Origin of the sequence: Collinsella aerofaciens (genome assembly GCF_015555045.1) — a bacterium.
GTDB classification, from domain to species: Bacteria; Actinomycetota; Coriobacteriia; order Coriobacteriales; family Coriobacteriaceae; genus Collinsella; species Collinsella aerofaciens_W.
The window spans coordinates 48,223-65,822 of record NZ_JADNJQ010000008.1 but is presented as its reverse complement, the minus strand read 5'-3'; the positions used below and the strand labels follow the sequence as shown (position 1 = coordinate 65,822).

19 protein-coding genes and 2 tRNA genes are annotated in these 17,600 nt (G+C 58.5%); 8 read left to right on the top strand and 13 right to left on the bottom strand.

The window, feature by feature from the left end:
* Positions 1–299 precede the first annotated feature (299 nt).
* Complete coding sequence (locus I2E45_RS04425) at positions 300–1,214, top strand: ketopantoate reductase family protein (protein ID WP_229058823.1); 915 nt, start codon at positions 300–302, stop codon at positions 1,212–1,214.
* Between the two features lie 109 nt (positions 1,215–1,323).
* Here the strand turns inward: I2E45_RS04425 and I2E45_RS04420 are convergent, their stop codons facing one another.
* The 3 genes from I2E45_RS04420 to I2E45_RS04410 all read right to left on the bottom strand — a co-directional run bounded on the left by I2E45_RS04420 (position 1,324) and on the right by I2E45_RS04410 (position 4,118).
* The gene (locus tag I2E45_RS04420; RefSeq protein WP_195444498.1) at positions 1,324–1,530 is read right to left on the bottom strand and encodes a hypothetical protein; all 207 of its coding nucleotides are present in this window, start codon (positions 1,528–1,530) and stop codon (positions 1,324–1,326) included.
* 187 nt (positions 1,531–1,717) lie between these two features.
* A complete protein-coding gene (locus I2E45_RS04415; RefSeq protein WP_195444497.1) occupies positions 1,718–2,494 on the bottom strand; it encodes a hypothetical protein in 777 nt (258 codons plus the stop codon).
* Positions 2,495–2,807: 313 nt separating this feature from the next.
* Complete coding sequence (locus tag I2E45_RS04410; protein ID WP_195444496.1) at positions 2,808–4,118, bottom strand: O-acetylhomoserine aminocarboxypropyltransferase/cysteine synthase family protein; 1,311 nt, start codon at positions 4,116–4,118, stop codon at positions 2,808–2,810.
* 273 nt (positions 4,119–4,391) lie between these two features.
* Here I2E45_RS04410 and I2E45_RS04405 point away from each other — a divergent pair, with 273 nt between their 5' ends.
* The 5 genes from I2E45_RS04405 (at position 4,392) to I2E45_RS04385 (ending at position 7,907) form a co-directional block, all read left to right on the top strand.
* Positions 4,392–5,330: a LysR family transcriptional regulator gene (locus I2E45_RS04405; RefSeq protein ID WP_195444495.1), complete on the top strand. Its 939-nt coding sequence runs from the start codon at positions 4,392–4,394 to the stop codon at positions 5,328–5,330.
* 12 nt (positions 5,331–5,342) lie between these two features.
* Entirely contained in the window at positions 5,343–5,879 is a 537-nt protein-coding gene (rnhA, locus tag I2E45_RS04400) for a ribonuclease HI (RefSeq protein ID WP_229058822.1), read from the top strand.
* 75 nt (positions 5,880–5,954) lie between these two features.
* Positions 5,955–7,061, top strand: coding sequence for a Gfo/Idh/MocA family protein (locus tag I2E45_RS04395; protein ID WP_195444493.1), 1,107 nt, complete (start codon positions 5,955–5,957; stop codon positions 7,059–7,061).
* 2 nt (positions 7,062–7,063) lie between these two features.
* A complete protein-coding gene (locus tag I2E45_RS04390; protein WP_195444492.1) occupies positions 7,064–7,465 on the top strand; it encodes an acylphosphatase in 402 nt (133 codons plus the stop codon).
* A gap of 61 nt (positions 7,466–7,526) precedes the next feature.
* Positions 7,527–7,907: a Fur family transcriptional regulator gene (locus tag I2E45_RS04385; RefSeq protein ID WP_195444490.1), complete on the top strand. Its 381-nt coding sequence runs from the start codon at positions 7,527–7,529 to the stop codon at positions 7,905–7,907.
* 14 nt (positions 7,908–7,921) lie between these two features.
* Here the strand turns inward: I2E45_RS04385 and I2E45_RS04380 are convergent, their stop codons facing one another.
* The 3 genes from I2E45_RS04380 to I2E45_RS04370 all read right to left on the bottom strand — a co-directional run bounded on the left by I2E45_RS04380 (position 7,922) and on the right by I2E45_RS04370 (position 9,812).
* The gene (locus tag I2E45_RS04380) at positions 7,922–8,719 is read right to left on the bottom strand and encodes an HAD-IIB family hydrolase (RefSeq protein ID WP_195444488.1); all 798 of its coding nucleotides are present in this window, start codon (positions 8,717–8,719) and stop codon (positions 7,922–7,924) included.
* Between the two features lie 82 nt (positions 8,720–8,801).
* Positions 8,802–9,380, bottom strand: a complete 579-nt coding sequence (locus I2E45_RS04375; protein ID WP_195444486.1) for an urease accessory protein UreE — start codon at positions 9,378–9,380, stop codon at positions 8,802–8,804.
* A 3-nt stretch (positions 9,381–9,383) separates the two neighbouring features.
* Positions 9,384–9,812: an FKBP-type peptidyl-prolyl cis-trans isomerase gene (locus I2E45_RS04370; protein ID WP_195444484.1), complete on the bottom strand. Its 429-nt coding sequence runs from the start codon at positions 9,810–9,812 to the stop codon at positions 9,384–9,386.
* Between the two features lie 120 nt (positions 9,813–9,932).
* Between I2E45_RS04370 and I2E45_RS04365 the strand changes: the two genes are divergently transcribed.
* Complete coding sequence (locus I2E45_RS04365) at positions 9,933–10,946, top strand: dipeptidase (RefSeq protein ID WP_195444482.1); 1,014 nt, start codon at positions 9,933–9,935, stop codon at positions 10,944–10,946.
* Between the two features lie 74 nt (positions 10,947–11,020).
* Positions 11,021–11,797 carry a M48 family metallopeptidase gene (locus I2E45_RS04360; RefSeq protein ID WP_195444481.1) on the top strand — a complete coding sequence of 259 codons (777 nt, stop codon included), beginning with the start codon at positions 11,021–11,023 and terminating at the stop codon, positions 11,795–11,797.
* 6 nt (positions 11,798–11,803) lie between these two features.
* On the opposite strand, the gene folB is transcribed toward I2E45_RS04360, so the two are convergent.
* From folB to I2E45_RS04325, 7 genes are all read right to left on the bottom strand, one after another.
* Positions 11,804–12,289: a dihydroneopterin aldolase gene (gene folB, locus I2E45_RS04355; protein WP_006234406.1), complete on the bottom strand. Its 486-nt coding sequence runs from the start codon at positions 12,287–12,289 to the stop codon at positions 11,804–11,806.
* Positions 12,290–12,331: 42 nt separating this feature from the next.
* Complete coding sequence (locus tag I2E45_RS04350) at positions 12,332–12,913, bottom strand: HD domain-containing protein (RefSeq protein ID WP_195444479.1); 582 nt, start codon at positions 12,911–12,913, stop codon at positions 12,332–12,334.
* Position 12,914: 1 nt separating this feature from the next.
* On the bottom strand, positions 12,915–13,472 hold the full coding sequence (gene folE / locus I2E45_RS04345; protein WP_117766073.1) for a GTP cyclohydrolase I FolE: 558 nt from the start codon (positions 13,470–13,472) through the stop codon (positions 12,915–12,917).
* 66 nt (positions 13,473–13,538) lie between these two features.
* Positions 13,539–14,120: an anaerobic ribonucleoside-triphosphate reductase activating protein gene (nrdG, locus tag I2E45_RS04340; protein ID WP_195444477.1), complete on the bottom strand. Its 582-nt coding sequence runs from the start codon at positions 14,118–14,120 to the stop codon at positions 13,539–13,541.
* Between the two features lie 426 nt (positions 14,121–14,546).
* Positions 14,547–16,769, bottom strand: a complete 2,223-nt coding sequence (gene nrdD, locus I2E45_RS04335) for an anaerobic ribonucleoside-triphosphate reductase (RefSeq protein WP_195444474.1) — start codon at positions 16,767–16,769, stop codon at positions 14,547–14,549.
* Between the two features lie 675 nt (positions 16,770–17,444).
* Positions 17,445–17,519: transfer RNA gene (locus I2E45_RS04330), tRNA-Val, on the bottom strand.
* A 3-nt stretch (positions 17,520–17,522) separates the two neighbouring features.
* Positions 17,523–17,598 (bottom strand) — tRNA-Gly (locus tag I2E45_RS04325).
* Between the last annotated feature and the right edge of the window lie 2 nt (positions 17,599–17,600).

Below are 17,600 nucleotides of genomic sequence, written 5' to 3'. Positions count from 1 at the left end.
CGGCAAGGCGAAACACAATGGTCACGCAGCCGAAACATCGTGGAATCGCAATCGAGAACGTATCGTAACGCAGCAGAAATCGAGCTGTCACGGCACCGCTTTAACATCAGCAAAAAGCCCGATGAAAGGAGCCGGGCATGACCACGCGCATGTCTTTGCGGTCTGCCCTGCAGCGTAGCGTCCAGGCAAACGTTTCTTTTTTATAACAGCCGCCCCGCGCACCCACCAATCACCCTGGCAGCATACAATCCATCAGGCGCCCCTTACGCGGGCGCCTTTTACATGGGGAGATGATTCACATGCAGATCAACAAGGTCGCCTTTATCGGCAAGGGCGGCGTCGGCCTGTTCTACGGCAGCATGATTGCCAAGGTCCTCGGCAATGACGCCGTCGAATACGTTATGGATGACGCCCGTTTTGAGCGTCACGCGGGCGATGCGCTCACTGTCAACGGAAAGCCTTGCGGTCTCACGTCCGTCCGCGCCAGCGAGGCAGCGCCCGCCGATCTGGTCATCCTGACGGTCAAGACCACCGGTCTCGACCAAGCACTCAAGACTATGGAGCGCGTCGTGGGACCCAACACGCTCATCGCCTCGCTGTGCAACGGTATTACGAGCGAGCAAAAGATTGCCGAACGCTTTGGCTGGGAGCATACCGTTCTTGGTATCTGCCAGGGCATGGACGCCGTGTTTCTCAATGGCGCGCTCACCTTTACCAATGCGGGCGAAATCCGCTTTGGCGCGGCGGCCGGCACGAACCCCGCAACCATCACCGCCATCGACGAGCTCTATACGCGCTGCGGCATCGCCCATACCGTCGAGAGCGACATTGCGCACCGCATGTGGGCCAAACTCATGCTCAACGACGGCATCAACCAGACCTGCATGGCCTACGGCGGGACCTACGGAAGCGCCACGGAGCCGGGCTCCGAGCAGCGCCGCTGTTTTGTCTCCGCCATGCGCGAGACGCTTGCGGTTGCCAACGCCGAGGGCGTTGAGCTGACCGAGGCAGACCTGACGCAAATGGTGCACCTCATCGAGGGAATCGACCCCGCCGGTATGCCCTCGATGGCGCAAGACCGCATCGCAAAGCGCAAAACCGAAGTCGAGGAGTTCGCGGGCACCATTTGCCGCCTCGCAGCCAAACACGATATCCAAGTGCCGCAAAACGAGTTGCTCTATCGGCGCATCCGCGATATCGAGAAAAGCTGGTAGCACCAACACTCCGCATTCAACAGCCTTAGCAGCAAAGCCGCCGCAAGGGAACCTTTCCCCTGCGGCGGCTTTCATCTTCGTCTATGACCGGCGGCCAACCTCACAACAGTTAGCGTTGCGATTCCGGAACCTCGCCCTCGTCATCGCGGCAAAGCACCACGCCGGCGCTTCCCAGCAGCGCCGCCGCGATCAGCACGCCAACCACGATTGGAGCAGCCCCGCATGACCCCTGCATGCCCGCAACGAGCGCGGCCGTAGGACCAAGGCAGCCAAGCACCAATGCGACGGCGGCAACGGCGATATCTCGAGCGTTCACAAGACCACTTCCTCCAAGAGAAAGACCTTAATTCTCATGAACTAGTGTGCCTTGCGCCCATATGCGCGGCGTACTGCCACGGTAAGCGCTCTGTTAACTCAAGCACGCACAAAAAACGGACGCCTTTACGTTGCCCAAAGGCTCGGTAAAGACGCCCGCCCGTCATGCCCTATTGGCTTATGGCAGATTACCAACCGGTATAGTAGTCGGTGGTTCCGGCTGCGCAGCCGGAGTCATAGACCTTGCACTCGCCCTTGGAACCGGTAAACGTGGAGCCCTGGGCCTTATCGCCTGCGGCCACGACGTAGTAACCATCAGAATCGCGCCAGAAACCCTCGGAATCCTGCGTCCACTCACCCGTGCGGTGATGGTAGAGTACGTTGCTGCTGTAATAGGTCTCACGACGACCGTTATAGTTATTGACGCCGGCGGAACGCGTCAGTCCCGAACCATTCGCATAGTAAGCGGCGGCAACGTAAGACGAGCTGTAGCCGGCGTTGTAGTACGAAGCCTGGGCGGCCTCGGCGGCTTCTGCCTCGGCGGCCGCAGCCTCGAGCGCCTCGCGCTTGGCGTCCTCGAGCGTCGTGCGCAGTTCATCGAGCTCGGCCGACTTGGCGTCGACCTCCTCCATCGTCAAAAGGCTGCCCGCGCCGTCAATGCACTCTTGAAGCACAGCACGCTCGTCATCGGTGACATAGTCGCCATACATGTTCATGATAATTTGAGCGCGAACTTCCAAAGAGTCGCGCTTGGCCCCCATGGAGGCGTTCCACTCCTGCATGGAGCCAAACCCGTCGCCGCGATAATCGACGGGCTGCATCAACGTGGCCTCGGAGGGCGTGGATCCAACCGCGTCGGACAGCGTCGCCGCATGGGCCTCGGTTACGCCGGCACCCACCAAAAGCGCCACGGCCAGCGTGGCAGAAAGGGCGGCGGCCTTCGGTTTTCGTGAATCGATCCTCATGTAGCTGGAAACCTCCGTAGTGCGTTTTTGCTGCGTTTGAGCTGCGTGTGATTCGATCGCGCTGCATAGTACCCCGAGCAAATCGCGACCTGCGGTTTTACTCAAAAGGCGCACGTCAATTGCGTAAAACTCACATCCTCTCAACAGGAGTTTTCCACAACTCGAATGCATAAAGCGTGTCAAAAACCCTGTTTTTTGCGCCCTTTCTATGCAAAAAAGGCGCCTGTGCAACTATTGTTCGCACAGGCGCCTTGAGCAGGCATTTTATGCAGTTATACCTATCGAGTCGCAAGGGGTCCTTGCACAAGTCGCTTTACTCGTCCAGCGCGGCGAAGGCCTGCTTCAGGTCCCAAATGATATCCTCGGCGTTCTCGGTACCGATGGAAAGACGGATCGTTGAGGGCGTGATGTTCTGCTCGGCGAGCTCCTCGGCAGACAGCTGGGAGTGCGTGGTGGTAGCCGGGTGCACGACGAGCGACTTGACGTCGGCCACGTTGGCGAGCAGCGAGAACACCTGCAGATGATCAATGAACTTCCAAGCTGCCTCCTGGCCACCCTTAATCTCAAAGGTAAAGATCGAGGCACCGCCGTTGGGGAAGTACTTCTGATAGAGCTCGTGATCGGGGTGCTCAGGCAGGCTCGGGTGATTCACCTTGGCAACATGGCTGTCACCAGCCAGGAACTCAACGACCTTCTTGGTGTTCTCGACATGACGGTCAACGCGCAGCGACAGAGTCTCGGTGCCCTGGAGCAGAACCCAGGCGTTGAACGGGCTGATGCAGGCGCCCTCGTCACGCAGCAGGATGGCGCGGACATAGGTTGCGAAGGCGGCGGGACCGGCAGCCTCGGCAAACGAGACGCCATGGTAGGAGGGGTTGGGCTCGGCGATCTGCGCATACTTGCCGCTCGCCTTCCAATCGAAGTTACCGCCGTCGACGATCACACCGCCCAGCGAGGTGCCGTGGCCGCCGATGAACTTGGTTGCGGAGTGGACGACGATGTTGGCACCATGCTCCAGCGGACGGAACAGATACGGGGTGCCGAAGGTGTTGTCGACGACAACCAGTAAACCGTGCTTCTTGGCGATCTCGGAGATGGCGTCGATATTGGGGATGTCGGAGTTGGGGTTGCCGAGCGTCTCGAGATAGATGACCGTGGTGTTGTCCTTGATGGCCCCCTCGACCTCTTCCAGGTTATGGGCATCGACGAAGGTGGTCTCGACGCCAAACTGGGAGAGCGTATGCTCCAGCAAGTTGTAGGAGCCACCGTAGATAGTCTTCTGGGCAACCACATGGTCACCGGCCTGGGCAAGGGCCTGCAGGGTATAGGTGATGGCAGCAGCACCGGAGGCGACGGCTAGACCTGCCACGCCACCCTCGAGCGCGGCGATACGATCCTCGAAGACGCCCTGGGTGGAGTTGGTCAGACGGCCGTAGATGTTTCCGGCGTCGGCAAGACCAAAGCGGTCGGCGGCGTGCTGGGAGTTGCGGAACACATAGCTCGTGGTCTGGTAGATAGGCACGGCACGGGAGTCGGATGCAGGATCGGCACTCTCCTGGCCAACGTGCAGCTGCAGGGTATCGAAACCAAAGGTGTGCTCGGGGTTGTTGATGAACTGGCTCATGATGATCTCCTTGATCGAACAAAAGTAAATAAAAAGAGAGAAGTAAGTCGCTGTCTCCTGATCACGCCGACGGGCGCAAACAGGAGCCCGGCATTCGTCTTGGTAAGCAATTCATATGCAGGCCTCCTTTCGCATCCCGGTTCCGTGGTTGGCTTAATTACCTACCGCCTTTGTGTGTTTTGAATAGTACGAGCATTGTTTCCGTCGGTCAATCACTTAAAAGCGCTAACTTGTTATCTGTTTTATAGATAACTATCGAAAGGACGGGCGCCGATGACCCTCCAGCAGCTTCGCTTTTTGATCGCCGTGGCAGAGTCCGGTTCGATCAACGCCGCAGCCCAGCGCCTCTATACCGCACAGTCCAATATCTCCAACGCCGTCAAAAGCCTCGAGCAGGAGCTCCATCTGGAAATCTTTACGCGCTCCAGCCGCGGCGTCACGCTCACCAACGACGGTACCGAGCTTTTAGGCTATGCGCGCCAGGTCGTGGAGCAGGCAGATATGCTCGAGGCCCGCTACGAGGACGGCGGTACACCCCAGGCGCGCCTTGCCATCTCGGCCCAACACTACGCGTTTTCGGTCGAGGCCTTTGTCAACGTCGTCGAGCGCTGCCGCGACAGCAAGTTCGAGTTCATCATGCGCGAGACCACCACCTCGCAAATCATCGACGACGTCCGCGCATTTCGCAGCGATATCGGCATTCTGTATCTGGATGACTTTAACGCCCGCGTCCTGCAGAAGGCCTTCGCCGACGCCCGAGCGGGCTTTCACCCCCTCTTTGATGCGAAAGTCCACGTATTCGTCAGCGAACGCCACCCGCTCGCACGCCGCCCTAAGCTGTCCCTTGCCGACCTCACGCCCTATACGCGATACAGCTTTGAGCAGGGGACCTCAAACTCCTTCTATTACGCCGAGGAACCTTTTAGCTATATCCCTTGCGACCGCAACATACGAATCTCGGACCGCGGAACGCTCACTAACTTACTTATCACGTCGAACGGTTACACCCTGTCGACCGGTGTCCTCTCCAATGAAATGCAATGGGGCATGGCATCGATCCCGTTAGCAGACGCCCCAACGATGCACGTAGGCTATATCATGCACGACGAGCGCAAGCCCTCTCCCTTCTTGCAGCAATACCTCGACGAACTCAACCGCATCATCCATGCCGACCAACTGTCAGAAGACGGGGTAGAAATCGTAGATTGCTAGCCCCCGGCGGGCATGGCGCTACAATGTTCACTCACACGAAACGTACCCAACGAAAGGAACCATGTGAAGGTCATCATCTATACCGACGGCTCGGCCCGATCAAATCCGGGACGCGGCGGCTACGGCGCCGTGCTCAAATACACCAACCCCGCCGGCAAGACCTTCACCTCCGAGCTTTCGCGCGGCTACGCCAAGACCACCAACAACCGCATGGAGCTCATGGCGGTCATCGTGGCGCTCGAGGCACTCAACCGCCCCTGCGTGGTCGAAGTCCATTCCGATTCGCAGTACGTCGTCAACGCCTTTAACAAGCACTGGATCGACGGCTGGAAAAAGCGCGGATGGAAAACCGCCAACAAGCAGCCCGTCAAGAACCGCGACCTATGGGAGCGCCTGCTTGCCGCAAAGAGTAAGCATAAGGTGGAGTTCATCTGGGTTAAGGGGCATGCCGGCCACGAGCTCAATGAGCGCTGCGACGAGCTCGCCACCACCGCGGCCGACGGAGCCAATCTCGATATCGACACCGGCTTTAACGAGAGCGACCTGTAACGGCGTTTTCGCACGCCATTTCTTGCCCCCTCGCGCTACACTCATCCTGTAAACCGAACGGCACGAGGGGGATACATGCTGCGCATCGCAACCATCGGCACATCCATGATTACCGACGACTTTATCCAGGTCGTCAACGCCAACGACCAAGCCGCGTTTGTGGGTACGCTCTCGCGCGATGCAGATCGCGGCGCCGCCTTCACCGCTAAGCACGGCGGCGAACGCAACTTCACCGCACTCGACGAGCTCGCGTCCGCCGACGACGTCGATGCCGTCTACATCGGCAGCCCCAACGCACTCCATCACGAGCAGGCGCTCGCCTGCATCGCCGGCGGTAAGCACGTTATCGTCGAAAAGCCCTTCTGCGCCACCGAGGCGCAAGCGCTCGAGGTCTTCCGGGCTGCCGAGGCAGCTGGCGTCGTGGCGCTCGAGGCCATGCGCCCGCTTCACGATCCCGCTTTCCACGCCATTGAGGACGCTCTGGGCGAAATTGCGCCCATTCGCCGCGCCTCGCTGCGCTTTGGCAAGTATTCCTCACGCTACAACGAAATCCTCGCGGGGCGCGCCACCAATATCTTCGACTGCCACATGGCCTCGGGCTCCCTCATGGACATTGGCGTCTACGCCGTCGAGCCCATGGTCGAGATTTTCGGCATGCCCTCTGGTCTCACCAGCATGACCACGCTGCTCGACCCCTCAACGCAAGAGCTCACCCATGGCCCCATCGACGGTTGCGGTTCCATTCTCGCCAGCTATGGCGGTGGCCGTATCTCCGTCGAGCTCGCACACTCCAAAATTACGAATGACCTGCTGCCCTCGCAGATCGAAGGCGAGCGTGGCACCATCCAGATTGATCATCTGTCCACGCCCCGCAACGTACGCATCGACTACCGCGGCGACGTCGTACGCGGCTCGGCGACCGAGGCACCGCGCGAACAGGGCGACAACGGCCGCGCGCTCGACCTGCCCAAATCTAGCAACACTATGGAATACGAACTCACAGACTTTATCACCGCCATCGGCGGCATCGATAACGTTGAGGAAGAAATCTGGGAGACCCCGGCGGGACGCCACGAACTCGGCCACTACCGCGATGTCACGCTCGTCTCGCTGCGCATCATGGATGCCGTGCGCCAGCAAGCCGGCATTACCTTCCCCGCCGATTCAGTCAAGCAGGCCTAGCGATGGGCTTTTTTGACAAGTTCTTCTCCGGCATCAATCGAGAGCCTCAAAAACCGTCTGGCGTTGAACTCGAGCTGCGACGCAGGCTTACTGTGCTAGCAAGCGACGCAGCCACCCAAAACGCTCCCCAGCGCTATTTTCTGCGGTGGGAGGGCCAAGTCCAGGGCGTCGGCTTTCGATTTACCAACACCAATCTCGCACAGACGTACGCGCTCACCGGTTGGGTACGCAATATGGAAGACGGTTCGGTCGAAATGGAGGTACAAGGCGCGCCCGCGAATATCCTGTCTCACCTCGAAGCGCTCCATGCCTCCTATGAGCGAATGGGCATACGTTTTCGCCTCGAGGACGCACAAACCCGCGCCGCGCTTACCGGCGAAGATGGTTTCAACCCACGTTATTAGTATTGTGTGCTAAATACGGTATCATTTACCTACCTACATTGGCAGAAAAGAGGCGAGGCGCATGGCCGTGCAAAGAAGAAACACTAAGCAGCGGAAGCTAGTTCTTGATGCCGTGCGCCAAAGCTGCAACCATCCCACCGCCGATGAGATCTACAACGCCGTGCGCGAACGGGACGACAAAATCAGCCGCGGCACGGTCTACCGCAATCTCAATCTCTTGGCCGATGCCGGGGAGATTCTCTCGATCAAGACGCCGGGCGGCAGCCGCTTCGATCGCACCATCGAGCCGCATGCGCATATCATCTGCACCTCGTGCAGCCGCGTCATCGATGTGCCGCTCCCCTTTGACGCCCAGCTCGACGCAAAGGCGTCCGAGCAAATCGGCTGGAACGTCACCTCGCACCACACCATCTTCGAGGGTCTCTGCCCCAACTGTAGGTAGATTTTGGGACATGCCTACTCGGCAAGCAGGCGACGCAATTCTTCTTCGACCGTGCGCACGTAACGGACGCGGTCGTTGATGCCGCGCATAGAGGGATTGCAGCTCTCCATCAGATAGGGATGGCCCACCACGTTGAGCATGTCGCGGTCGTTTTCGTTATCGCCAAACGCCATCATTTCGTTAGGTGAGATCCCCAGCGCGCGACCATAATCGGCAAGCGCGGACCCCTTGCCCGAATCAAAGCCGATAAAGTCGGTCCATTCGGTTCCCGACGTCATCACATCGACCCGGTCGCTAAAGCGACGCACAAAATACTCCAGCGCTGCCGGCTGCTCCGTCTCGGGCGTTTGAAACGCAATCTTAATGACATCCTCGTCAATGTCCTCGGGACGGTCGACCACCGCCACATCGCAATGGACCTCGTAACGCAAATGGTCGATGAACGCATCGTTGCCGCTTATGGTGTAGAGGTGCCCCTCGCAGGAAAGGGTCACGTCGGCATGGGGGTAGGCGACCACGGCATTCGCGATATCCATCGCCAGGTCACGCCCCATAGAGCGCTTGACGACGGCACGCCCCTCGCTCATGACCAGGGCGCCGTTTTCGCACACATAGGCGAGCTCATCGGCCACCGGGGCAAACAGGTAGCGCAAGCTCGCATATTGACGGCCACTCGCCGGCATAAACACAATGCCGCGACGATGCAGCTCATCAATGAGCTCAAATGCCTCGGGGCGTGGCTCGCGCTCCCCCGGATGCAGCAACGTGCCATCTAAATCGCAGGCGATCAGCTTGATTCCCTCAAGACCCATATGTTCCCCCCAAAGCATCTCATCAACAGCAAGACGGACTTTGAATAGTTGCCCCTCAAAGTCCGTCTTACGCATACGCACGCTAACCGCGCGCCTTCTTTACGATCGTAAAGTCTGGAGCCATACTCACAACGACATCCGCCGCGCTCGATGCAAAGCGTCGACTGGCATCGAGCTCGCGTGTGACCACCGAGAGCCGAACGCCCCCGATACCCCGGAGCATACGACCCAAAACCGGTTGCACCGGCGTATACATACGCACGGTATGCTCGTCCGAGTCTCCCCGGAAGAGCGGCGCATGCATGTTGCCGATCTCCCAGCACGCATGCGCAAGCGCAATCGGATCCATGCGGTCGACTTCGACCAAATAGACTTCGGCGCTGCGCAGGCGCACGACAACCGCCACGGGCACCATGCCCGAGCGGTCAATGACGAGCACGTCGCCATCGGCAAGACGCTCGCCATCAGTGGCATCCAGCCGGGCATTCACCGTGCGCCCCAGCTCCGTCACACCCACAAACAGGCGCGCATCAGCCTGGTCCCAATCGAGTAGCAGCTCGTCAACCTCAAAGATACCACCCATCTCCCGACGAAGCAGGAGTTCATAGGACGGGTCGTTGAGATTTCCCAAGCGCTCCGTAGCTACCAGGTTCACGGACATCAACTAGTCCTCGACCTCGACGAGCTCGATATCAAAGTTGAGATCCTTGCCGGCGAGCTCGTGATTGGCGTCGAGCGTCACGGCCTCGGGCGTCACGTCGATGACAACGGCAGGGACAGGCATGCCGCTCGGCGTGGACAGAAAGAGCTTCATGCCCTTCTCGATCTGCTCGATGTTGGGAACCTGCTCGGCCGGAAAGGTAATAACCATCTCGGGATTGTGCTCACCGTAGGCATCGGCAGCAGGAATGTGTACAGACTTCTTCTCGCCGACCTGCATATCAATAACGGCAGCGTCGAAGCCCTTGATCATCTGACCGGCACCGCAGGTGAACTCCAGCGGCTCGCCGCGATCGTAAGAGCTATCGAACTGCGTGCCGTCGTCGAGCGTGCCACGATAATGGGTCTTAACCTTCTTGCCCTGGTTGGACATGGTAACCTCCGTAATAAGGGCGGCACACAACGCGAGCCGCCATGAACATATGGCGCTAACTATACCCTAGTCATACAATTCAAAGGCAGTTTGCAAAGAAACGCTGCAACCGGAGGAACCATGGCATATCCCGTATTTGACTTGCACTGCGACACCGCCGACCGCATCGGCTGGGCCACACTCGATCTTGACCTGCGCTTTACCGCGGGCACCGACGGCTATTTCCCCGGCGACGAGACGCACCCGCAGGATTTCGACCTCATCGAGGGCAACGCCTGCGCCATCTCGCTCGCAAAGATCGGCAAAACTCCGTGGGCACAATGCTTCGCCACGTTTGTCCCCGACGAGATTCCCGCCGCCCACGCAGCGCGCTTCCAGGCGCAGATCATGGCGCATATGAGTGGCCAGGCCATGCTCAATCACGACCGCATGGTCAACGTGCGCAGAGCCGCAGACATTCGCCCCGCGCTCAAAGACGGCAAGATCGCCTGCATCCACACCATCGAAAACGCCACGTTCTTTGCCGAGGACCCCGCGCTGATCGAGGTGCTCAAGAGCCTGGGCGTACTCATGTCATCGCTCAGCTGGAACGCGCAGGGACCGCTCGCGAGTGGACACGATACCCACGCCGGCCTCACCGCCGCCGGCATCGAGGCACTTACGCAGATGGAGCACGCCGGCATGGTACTCGACGTCTCCCACCTCAACGACGAGTGCTTTGACGAGGTTGTCGCCCACGCCACTCGCCCCTTCGTCGCCAGCCACTCCAACTCCCGTGCGGTTTGCGGCGTCAAGCGCAACCTCACCGACGACCAGTTCCGCACCATTCGCGACATGGGCGGCATCGTCGGCCTCAACTACTGCAGCGAGTTCCTATCCAACGAAGCAACCGACGAGACCGCCGCAGATGTCACCTTCGACCAGCTGGCGGCACATATCGAACATTGGCTCGACCTGGGCGGCGAGGACAACATCGCGCTCGGCGGCGACTGGGACGGCGCCACGGTGCCTGTCTTCCTTTCCGATGCCAGCAAGATGCCCGAATTCCAGAACATGCTCTCCAAGCACTTTGGCAAGACCGTGATGCAAAAGCTCTGCAGCGACAACGCGCTTGCCTTCTTCGAGCGTTATTAATTTCACATCCCTTGAGCGGGCCGGCATGCCGAACGGTCGACATGCCGGCCCGTCCCCAATCTGAAGGACCGCTTTTGACGCAGCAGTTTACGATTTTCCTACCCCGACCGGATGGGACGCCCATCCCCGTCGTCGTTACCAAAAAGCGCGTCAAGAACTTCAACCTACGCGTCACATCGAGCGGTGAGGCCCACGCCAGCGCACCGCTCGGCGCCAGCCGCGAGCGTATCGAAGCGTTTGTGAAGCGCAACAGCGCCTGGATTATCAGCCGACTTGCCCAGCGTGAGCAACGTCAGGCGACGGCGCGAGAGCCGCTCAGTCCCTCGTCCATCATTGCACTTTGGGGCAAGCCCATCACGGTACAGGATGCGCTCGATCACAACTTTGCATCACCCGCACCGCGACCCAAACAGGCCACCTTCGCAAGTTTTATGGGTGCCGACAAATCGAACGAACGCCCACAGGCCCAGCGGCATGCAATCCTCGACGGTCTAACGTCCGATGAACTCCAAGCCCACATCGACCAGCTTTATACGTCCGAGGTCACATCGGCGCTACGCGATATTGTGCACGCATACGAAATCGCAATGGGTGTCGCCGTTTCCCGCGTTTCCGTACGCGGCATGAAAACGCGCTGGGGCTCGTGCACGCCCAAAACCGGCGCCATTCGCATCGCACGCGAACTTGCCGCCTACCCCATCGAGTGCCTTGACATGGTTGTCGCCCACGAGCTCGTCCACTTGTTCGAGCCAAGCCACAATCAGCGGTTCCACGCCCTGCTCGACATGTACTGCCCCAACAATAGGGTTCTGTCGCAGCGGCTCAAAAAACCGCCCGCCAACGAGCTCTAGCGTCGGCTAGCGCACACGCTCGATCTCGACACCGCAGCTTGCCAGGGGAAGACCGACGGGCGCCCAAGGCTTATCGAGCTTAACACGCACGCCAAGCAGCAAGGGGTAACGACGTAGCAGCATCTGGGCCACACCCTCGGCTGCGGCCTCGATGAGCTTAAATGTATGCTCGCGCAGGTAGCCATCGACATCGTGGCACACCGAGCCGTAATCAATCGAGGCATCCAGGTTATCGTGCTCCCCTGCCGCACGCAGGTCGGCATAGAGCACCAAGGACACGACAAACTTCTGCCCCAGGGCGTTCTCCTCGGGATACACGCCGTGGTTGGCAAAGACCTCGAGACCGTCGATAGTAATGCGGTCGGCATGGCGCAGGTCGTCATAGCTCACATGAGGCACCGCCGTTGCAGCGGAAATCTCACCCCTGCCACGACGGGCAAGCTCGGCACCTTCGGTCTTGGTTGCATTCTCAGGTAGCTTTTTGTTAGTCATCGCGATCGTCTCCTTCGTCAGAACCCCGACCGCGCATACCGACTACACGCGAATCGACAGGTTCTTTTTATCATCGCTCCAGTTGCAAGCATTGCGCGCGGGGCACGCAAAGCAGGCGCGAGACGCTTTGTCGGCTGCATAGAGCAGACGCTCAAGCGGCTGGCTGTTCACGCGCAGCTTTCGATGGCCCAGAATGGCCGTCTTAATGGCTGCGGCATCTGCCGGCTCAAACGCCACGTCATCGGGCATGCCGCCGAGAATCGCATCAGCGACGCGCTCGCTTGCAACATCATGAGATATACCCGATTCATACTGTTCATCTTTGCCGATATCGTGAAGAAGTGCCGTGGCGTAGATGACCTCGCGGTCAAATTCAAGCTGTTCCTCGAGATTCTTAATCCACATAATGCGCGCGACATCCAGCAGATGGTCAATACCGTGGCGGCAAAAGATGCGCCCCGATTCCAACTGTGCAATGTTGCCCAGGTGCCGCCGAAACAGCCCGTTGGCACAAATGTAATCAATGCGAGGCATGGCGCCAAAGGGAGTCAGGCCCGAAGCCAAAAAGCCGCGACGTGGCGTCCCCTCATCGGTCTTCGATGTAAAGTCGTTGACGACCCTCATGCTAACGGCCCAGCATCCTAAAGAACCGCTCCTCGAGCGCGGGATCGGTCTCAAAGACGCCGCGGCGAGCGAGCGTCACGGTCTTGGTACCGGGCTTTTGCACGCCGCGCATGGTCATGCACATATGCTCGGCTTCCATGAGTACGATCGCTCCTTGGGGAGCAAGATATTCCATGAGGGCATCGGCAACCTGTGCACACAGCTGCTCCTGCAGCTGCAGTCGACGGGCATAGACCTCAACCGTGCGGGCAAGCTTAGACAAACCCGCCACGCGACCGTTAGGGATATAGCCGATCGCAGCCTTGCCATAAAACGGCAGCAGATGGTGCTCGCACAGCGAGTAAAACGTGATGTCGCGCTCGATAACCAAATCGTTCGAAGCGACGGCAAAGGTTTTGGACAGGTGCTCCTCGGCGCTCTGATCCATGCCACCGGCAATCTCGCCATACATACGGGCGACGCGTGCCGGCGTCTCCAGCAAGCCCTCACGAGTTGGGTCCTCGCCTATGCCCTCAAGCAACAGCTTTATGGCGGTCTCAACTTTTTCCTGATCGACCATCTGGACCTCACTCTTCCGATTTTGCGCTCGCGCTATGGTACCACGCCCCCCGGCATCGGCCACAAGCTACATAGTATGGGTCGAATAGACCGGATCGTCTCGCCAAAGCTCCACAGTATCGCAAGGCGCAACGCCCTCACGCGCAGCACGAGCGCGCGTGGCGTTCATGTCGATCACGCGCTGATTACTCGAACCCCTAAAACGCAACGAGATATCGTGCAAGTCTTGAACAAACGGGCCGTCCACTAGCATGTCGAGGCAGGCAAGGATACGATCCGTCACCTCGGTATGGTGACAACCGCCCGGCATAAGTTCCTCGAGCACGTCACCAGTAAAGCACCAAATGGTCTTCCCCGACTCCACAGGATAGGCCGCACGCACGCGTTCGATAAAGTCAACGAGACCTGCTTGATTCTCGGGCTCCATGGGCTCGCCGCCCAGAATCGTCAGGCCATCAATAAAGGGATGGTCGAGACTCTCGATAATCTTGTCCTCGACGGCACGGTCGAACGGTTCACCCGCGGCAAAGTCCCACGCGACGGAGTTAAAGCAATTCTTGCACCCACGACGGCACCCACTCACAAACAGAGAAGTACGAACACCTTCCCCATCAGCAATGTCGAAATACTTAATGTTCGCGTAGTTCATAGGTAACCTTTCTGGGGGTCTGGAGCACATCATCCCGTCCTCAAACATTCTCGGCCTTCGGCCTGCGAAACTGCGGGCGGGACGATATGCTCCAGACCCCTCGCGAGCGATACTCGATGAACAAAGCGAACATCGAGTATAGGGTTCGAGGTCTAATAAAAACTTTGTTGCAGCTCAACCGTCATCGCAAGCAAAACGTTGTTGCAAGTCAACTCATTTCCGCTAAGAACTTCGAGGAGTGAGCAGACCGCATGCTGCATCTCAACTACGTCAACTTGGCTGCCCCGTAGCGAGGCCCCGGACCTTTGCTCGATATGAGTTCCGCACGAACAGGAGGCGCCAGTGGCGCCTCCGTCGTGAGCCAGGACTGTCCGAAATAGCGAGTAAAGGTCCGGGGCCTCGCTACGGGGCAGCTTGGGATGGTTATTAGAGATGCAGCACGCGGTCGCGGATCTCCTCGGTTCGGCCCTGGTTCCAGAACTGGGTACCAATGTAGCCACACGTACGACGGGCGACGTTCATCTTCTCCTGATCGCGGTTGCCGCAGTTGGGGCACTCCCACACCAGTTTGCCATCATCCTCGACAATCTTGATCTCGCCGTCGTAGCCGCACACCTGGCAGTAATCGCTCTTGGTGTTGAGCTCGGCGTACATGATGTTGTCGTAGATGTACTGCATCACGCGAATGACAGCCTTAAGGTTGTCCTGCATGTTAGGAACCTCGACGTAGGAGATGGCACCGCCCGGCGAAAGCTGCTGGAACATGCCCTCAAACTTAAGCTTATCGAAGGCATCGATCTCCTCGGACACGTGGACGTGGTAGCTGTTGGTGATATAGCCCTTGTCCGTCACGCCCGGAATAATGCCAAAACGGCGCTGCAGGCACTTGGCGAACTTATACGTCGTCGACTCCAACGGCGTGCCGTACAGCGAGAAATCGATGTCGCTTTCGGCCTTCCACTCGGCGCATTTGTCGTTCATGTGCTGCATGACGGCCATGGCAAACGGCGTGCCTTCCTTCTCGGTGTGGCTGTGGCCCGTCATGTACTTGACGCACTCATACAGACCGGCATACCCCAGGCTGATGGTGGAATAGCCGCCCACGAGCAGTTTGTCGATCGTCTCGCCCTTCTTAAGGCGCGCCAGGGCGCCGTACTGCCACAGAATCGGTGCGGCATCCGAAAGCGTGCCCATCAGGCGCTCATGACGGCACAGCAGGGCACGATGGCACAGCTCAAGGCGCTCGTCGAAGATCTTCCAGAACTTGTCCATGTCCTGATGCGAGCTCAGTGCGACATCGGGCAGGTTGATGGTCACAACACCCTGGTTAAAGCGGCCATAGTACTTAGGTTTGGTCGGGTCATAGTTCAGCGCGTTGGCAACATTGTTAAAGCCGTTGCCCGAACGGTCGGGCGTCAGGAAGCTGCGGCAACCCATGCAGGTGTAGCAATCGCCATTGCCGGCGGTCTCACCCTTAGACAGCTTGAGCTCACGCATCTTCTTCTCAGAGATGTAGTCGGGCACCATGCGCTTGGCGGTGCACTTGGCAGCCAGCTGGGTCAGGTAGAAGTACGGGGAATTCTCGTGAACGTTATCGTCCTCGAGTACATAGATAAGCTTGGGGAATGCCGGGGTAATCCACACGCCGGCCTCGTTCTTAACGCCCTCGTAGCGCTGGCGAAGCGTCTCCTCCACGATCATGGCAAGGTCGTGCTTCTCCTGAGGCGTACGGGCCTCGTTAAGATACATAAAGACCGTCACGAACGGCGCCTGGCCATTCGTGGTCATAAGCGTCACGACCTGATACTGAATCGTCTGGACGCCGCGACGGATCTCGTCACGCAGACGGTCCTCAACGACCTCACGGACCTTCTCGGCAGACGCGGAAACGCCGAGCTCCTCGAGCTCGCGGGCGACCTCGCCGCGAATCTTCTGACGGCTCACCTCGACGAACGGTGCGAGATGAGTCAGCGAAATCGACTGGCCACCGTACTGGGAGGAAGCAACCTGGGCGATAATCTGCGTCGCGATGTTGCAGGCCGTCGAGAAGCTGTGCGGCTTTTCGATCAGCGTACCCGAGATAACAGTGCCGTTCTGGAGCATATCCTCCAGGTTCACCAGGTCGCAGTTATGCATGTGCTGGGCAAAGTAGTCCGAATCGTGGAAGTGAATCAGACCCTCATTGTGAGCATCCACAATCTCCTGGGGCAGCAGCACACGCTGAGTCAGGTCCTTGGAGATCTCGCCGGCCATGTAATCACGCTGAACGGAGTTGACGGTCGGGTTCTTATTGGAGTTCTCCTGCTTGACCTCTTCGTTGTTGCACTCGATGAGCGACAGAATTTTGTCGTCAGTCGTGTTCTTCTGGCGCTTCAGGCTCTGAACATAGCGATAGATGATGTAGTGGCGAGCGACCTCGTAGCAGTCGAGACGCATAATCTCGTCCTCGACCAGATCCTGGATCTCCTCGACCGACACGGTGTGGCCCGCGTTCTCGCATGCCTCGGCGACGTTTTGCGCCGCATAAACCACCTGGCGGTCGGTAAGACGAGAGCCCTCCTCGACCTCCAAGTTGGCGGCGCGAATCGCATTGACAATCTTATCGATGTCAAAGACAACCTCGGTGCCGCTGCGCTTGATGATCTTCATCCTCTTGCCTCTTTCACGTCGTAGTCTCATTGCGTTTCAGAGCCAAACGATGCCCGGCAGGGCTTGCCCCCGTCTTGCGGCGCCGTCGCGCAATCTGTGTCCTCGATAAACCATAGGTCCTCATGCGGACAATCCTCGCGGCCGATCAAGCGGCTCAAAGGCGTGTCCAAATGGGACGAACAAGGTCTTCGTTCTCTGTCCGCCATCTATCATACGACAAAGACGCATCTATATCCTGTATTCTTTTTTTAGGCCAAACACAACATATAGTGTTTCAGCAGGTCAAAGCAATTGGTCAATTTACAGACGCATTAAAAATGAGAGGTTCCTGGAGGGCCGATAAAACGTTACCAACACGGCTACCTGCATGGCAGTTATAAAACCCCCTTGGTCAAGTCGCTGACAAATCCTACCAAAACCAAGCCGCTCACGCCAAAAGATTCCAAAAGATTATGCTTGACCAACATGTTGCGGTCGCCTCTTACCATGCCTGCGCATCCCATTGATCGAAACACGGATCTTGATAGGTATAAAGAGAAATCCAGAATCATCTCAAATGATTCTTGTGGGGCAACGCGAAGGAGCGCTGACATGAAATATGCTGGCATATTTGCTGGCGCAATTGGCGTCAAAAACAAAACAGTCCAGAGACATAGCCTCTGGACTGCGAACATTTGGTGGGCGTTAGAAGATTTGAACTTCTGACCTCTTCCGTGTCAGGGAAGCGCTCTCCCCCTGAGCTAAACGCCCAAATGGAGCGGACAACGGGGCTCGAACCCGCGACCCCAACCTTGGCAAGGTTGTGCTCTACCAACTGAGCCATGTCCGCTT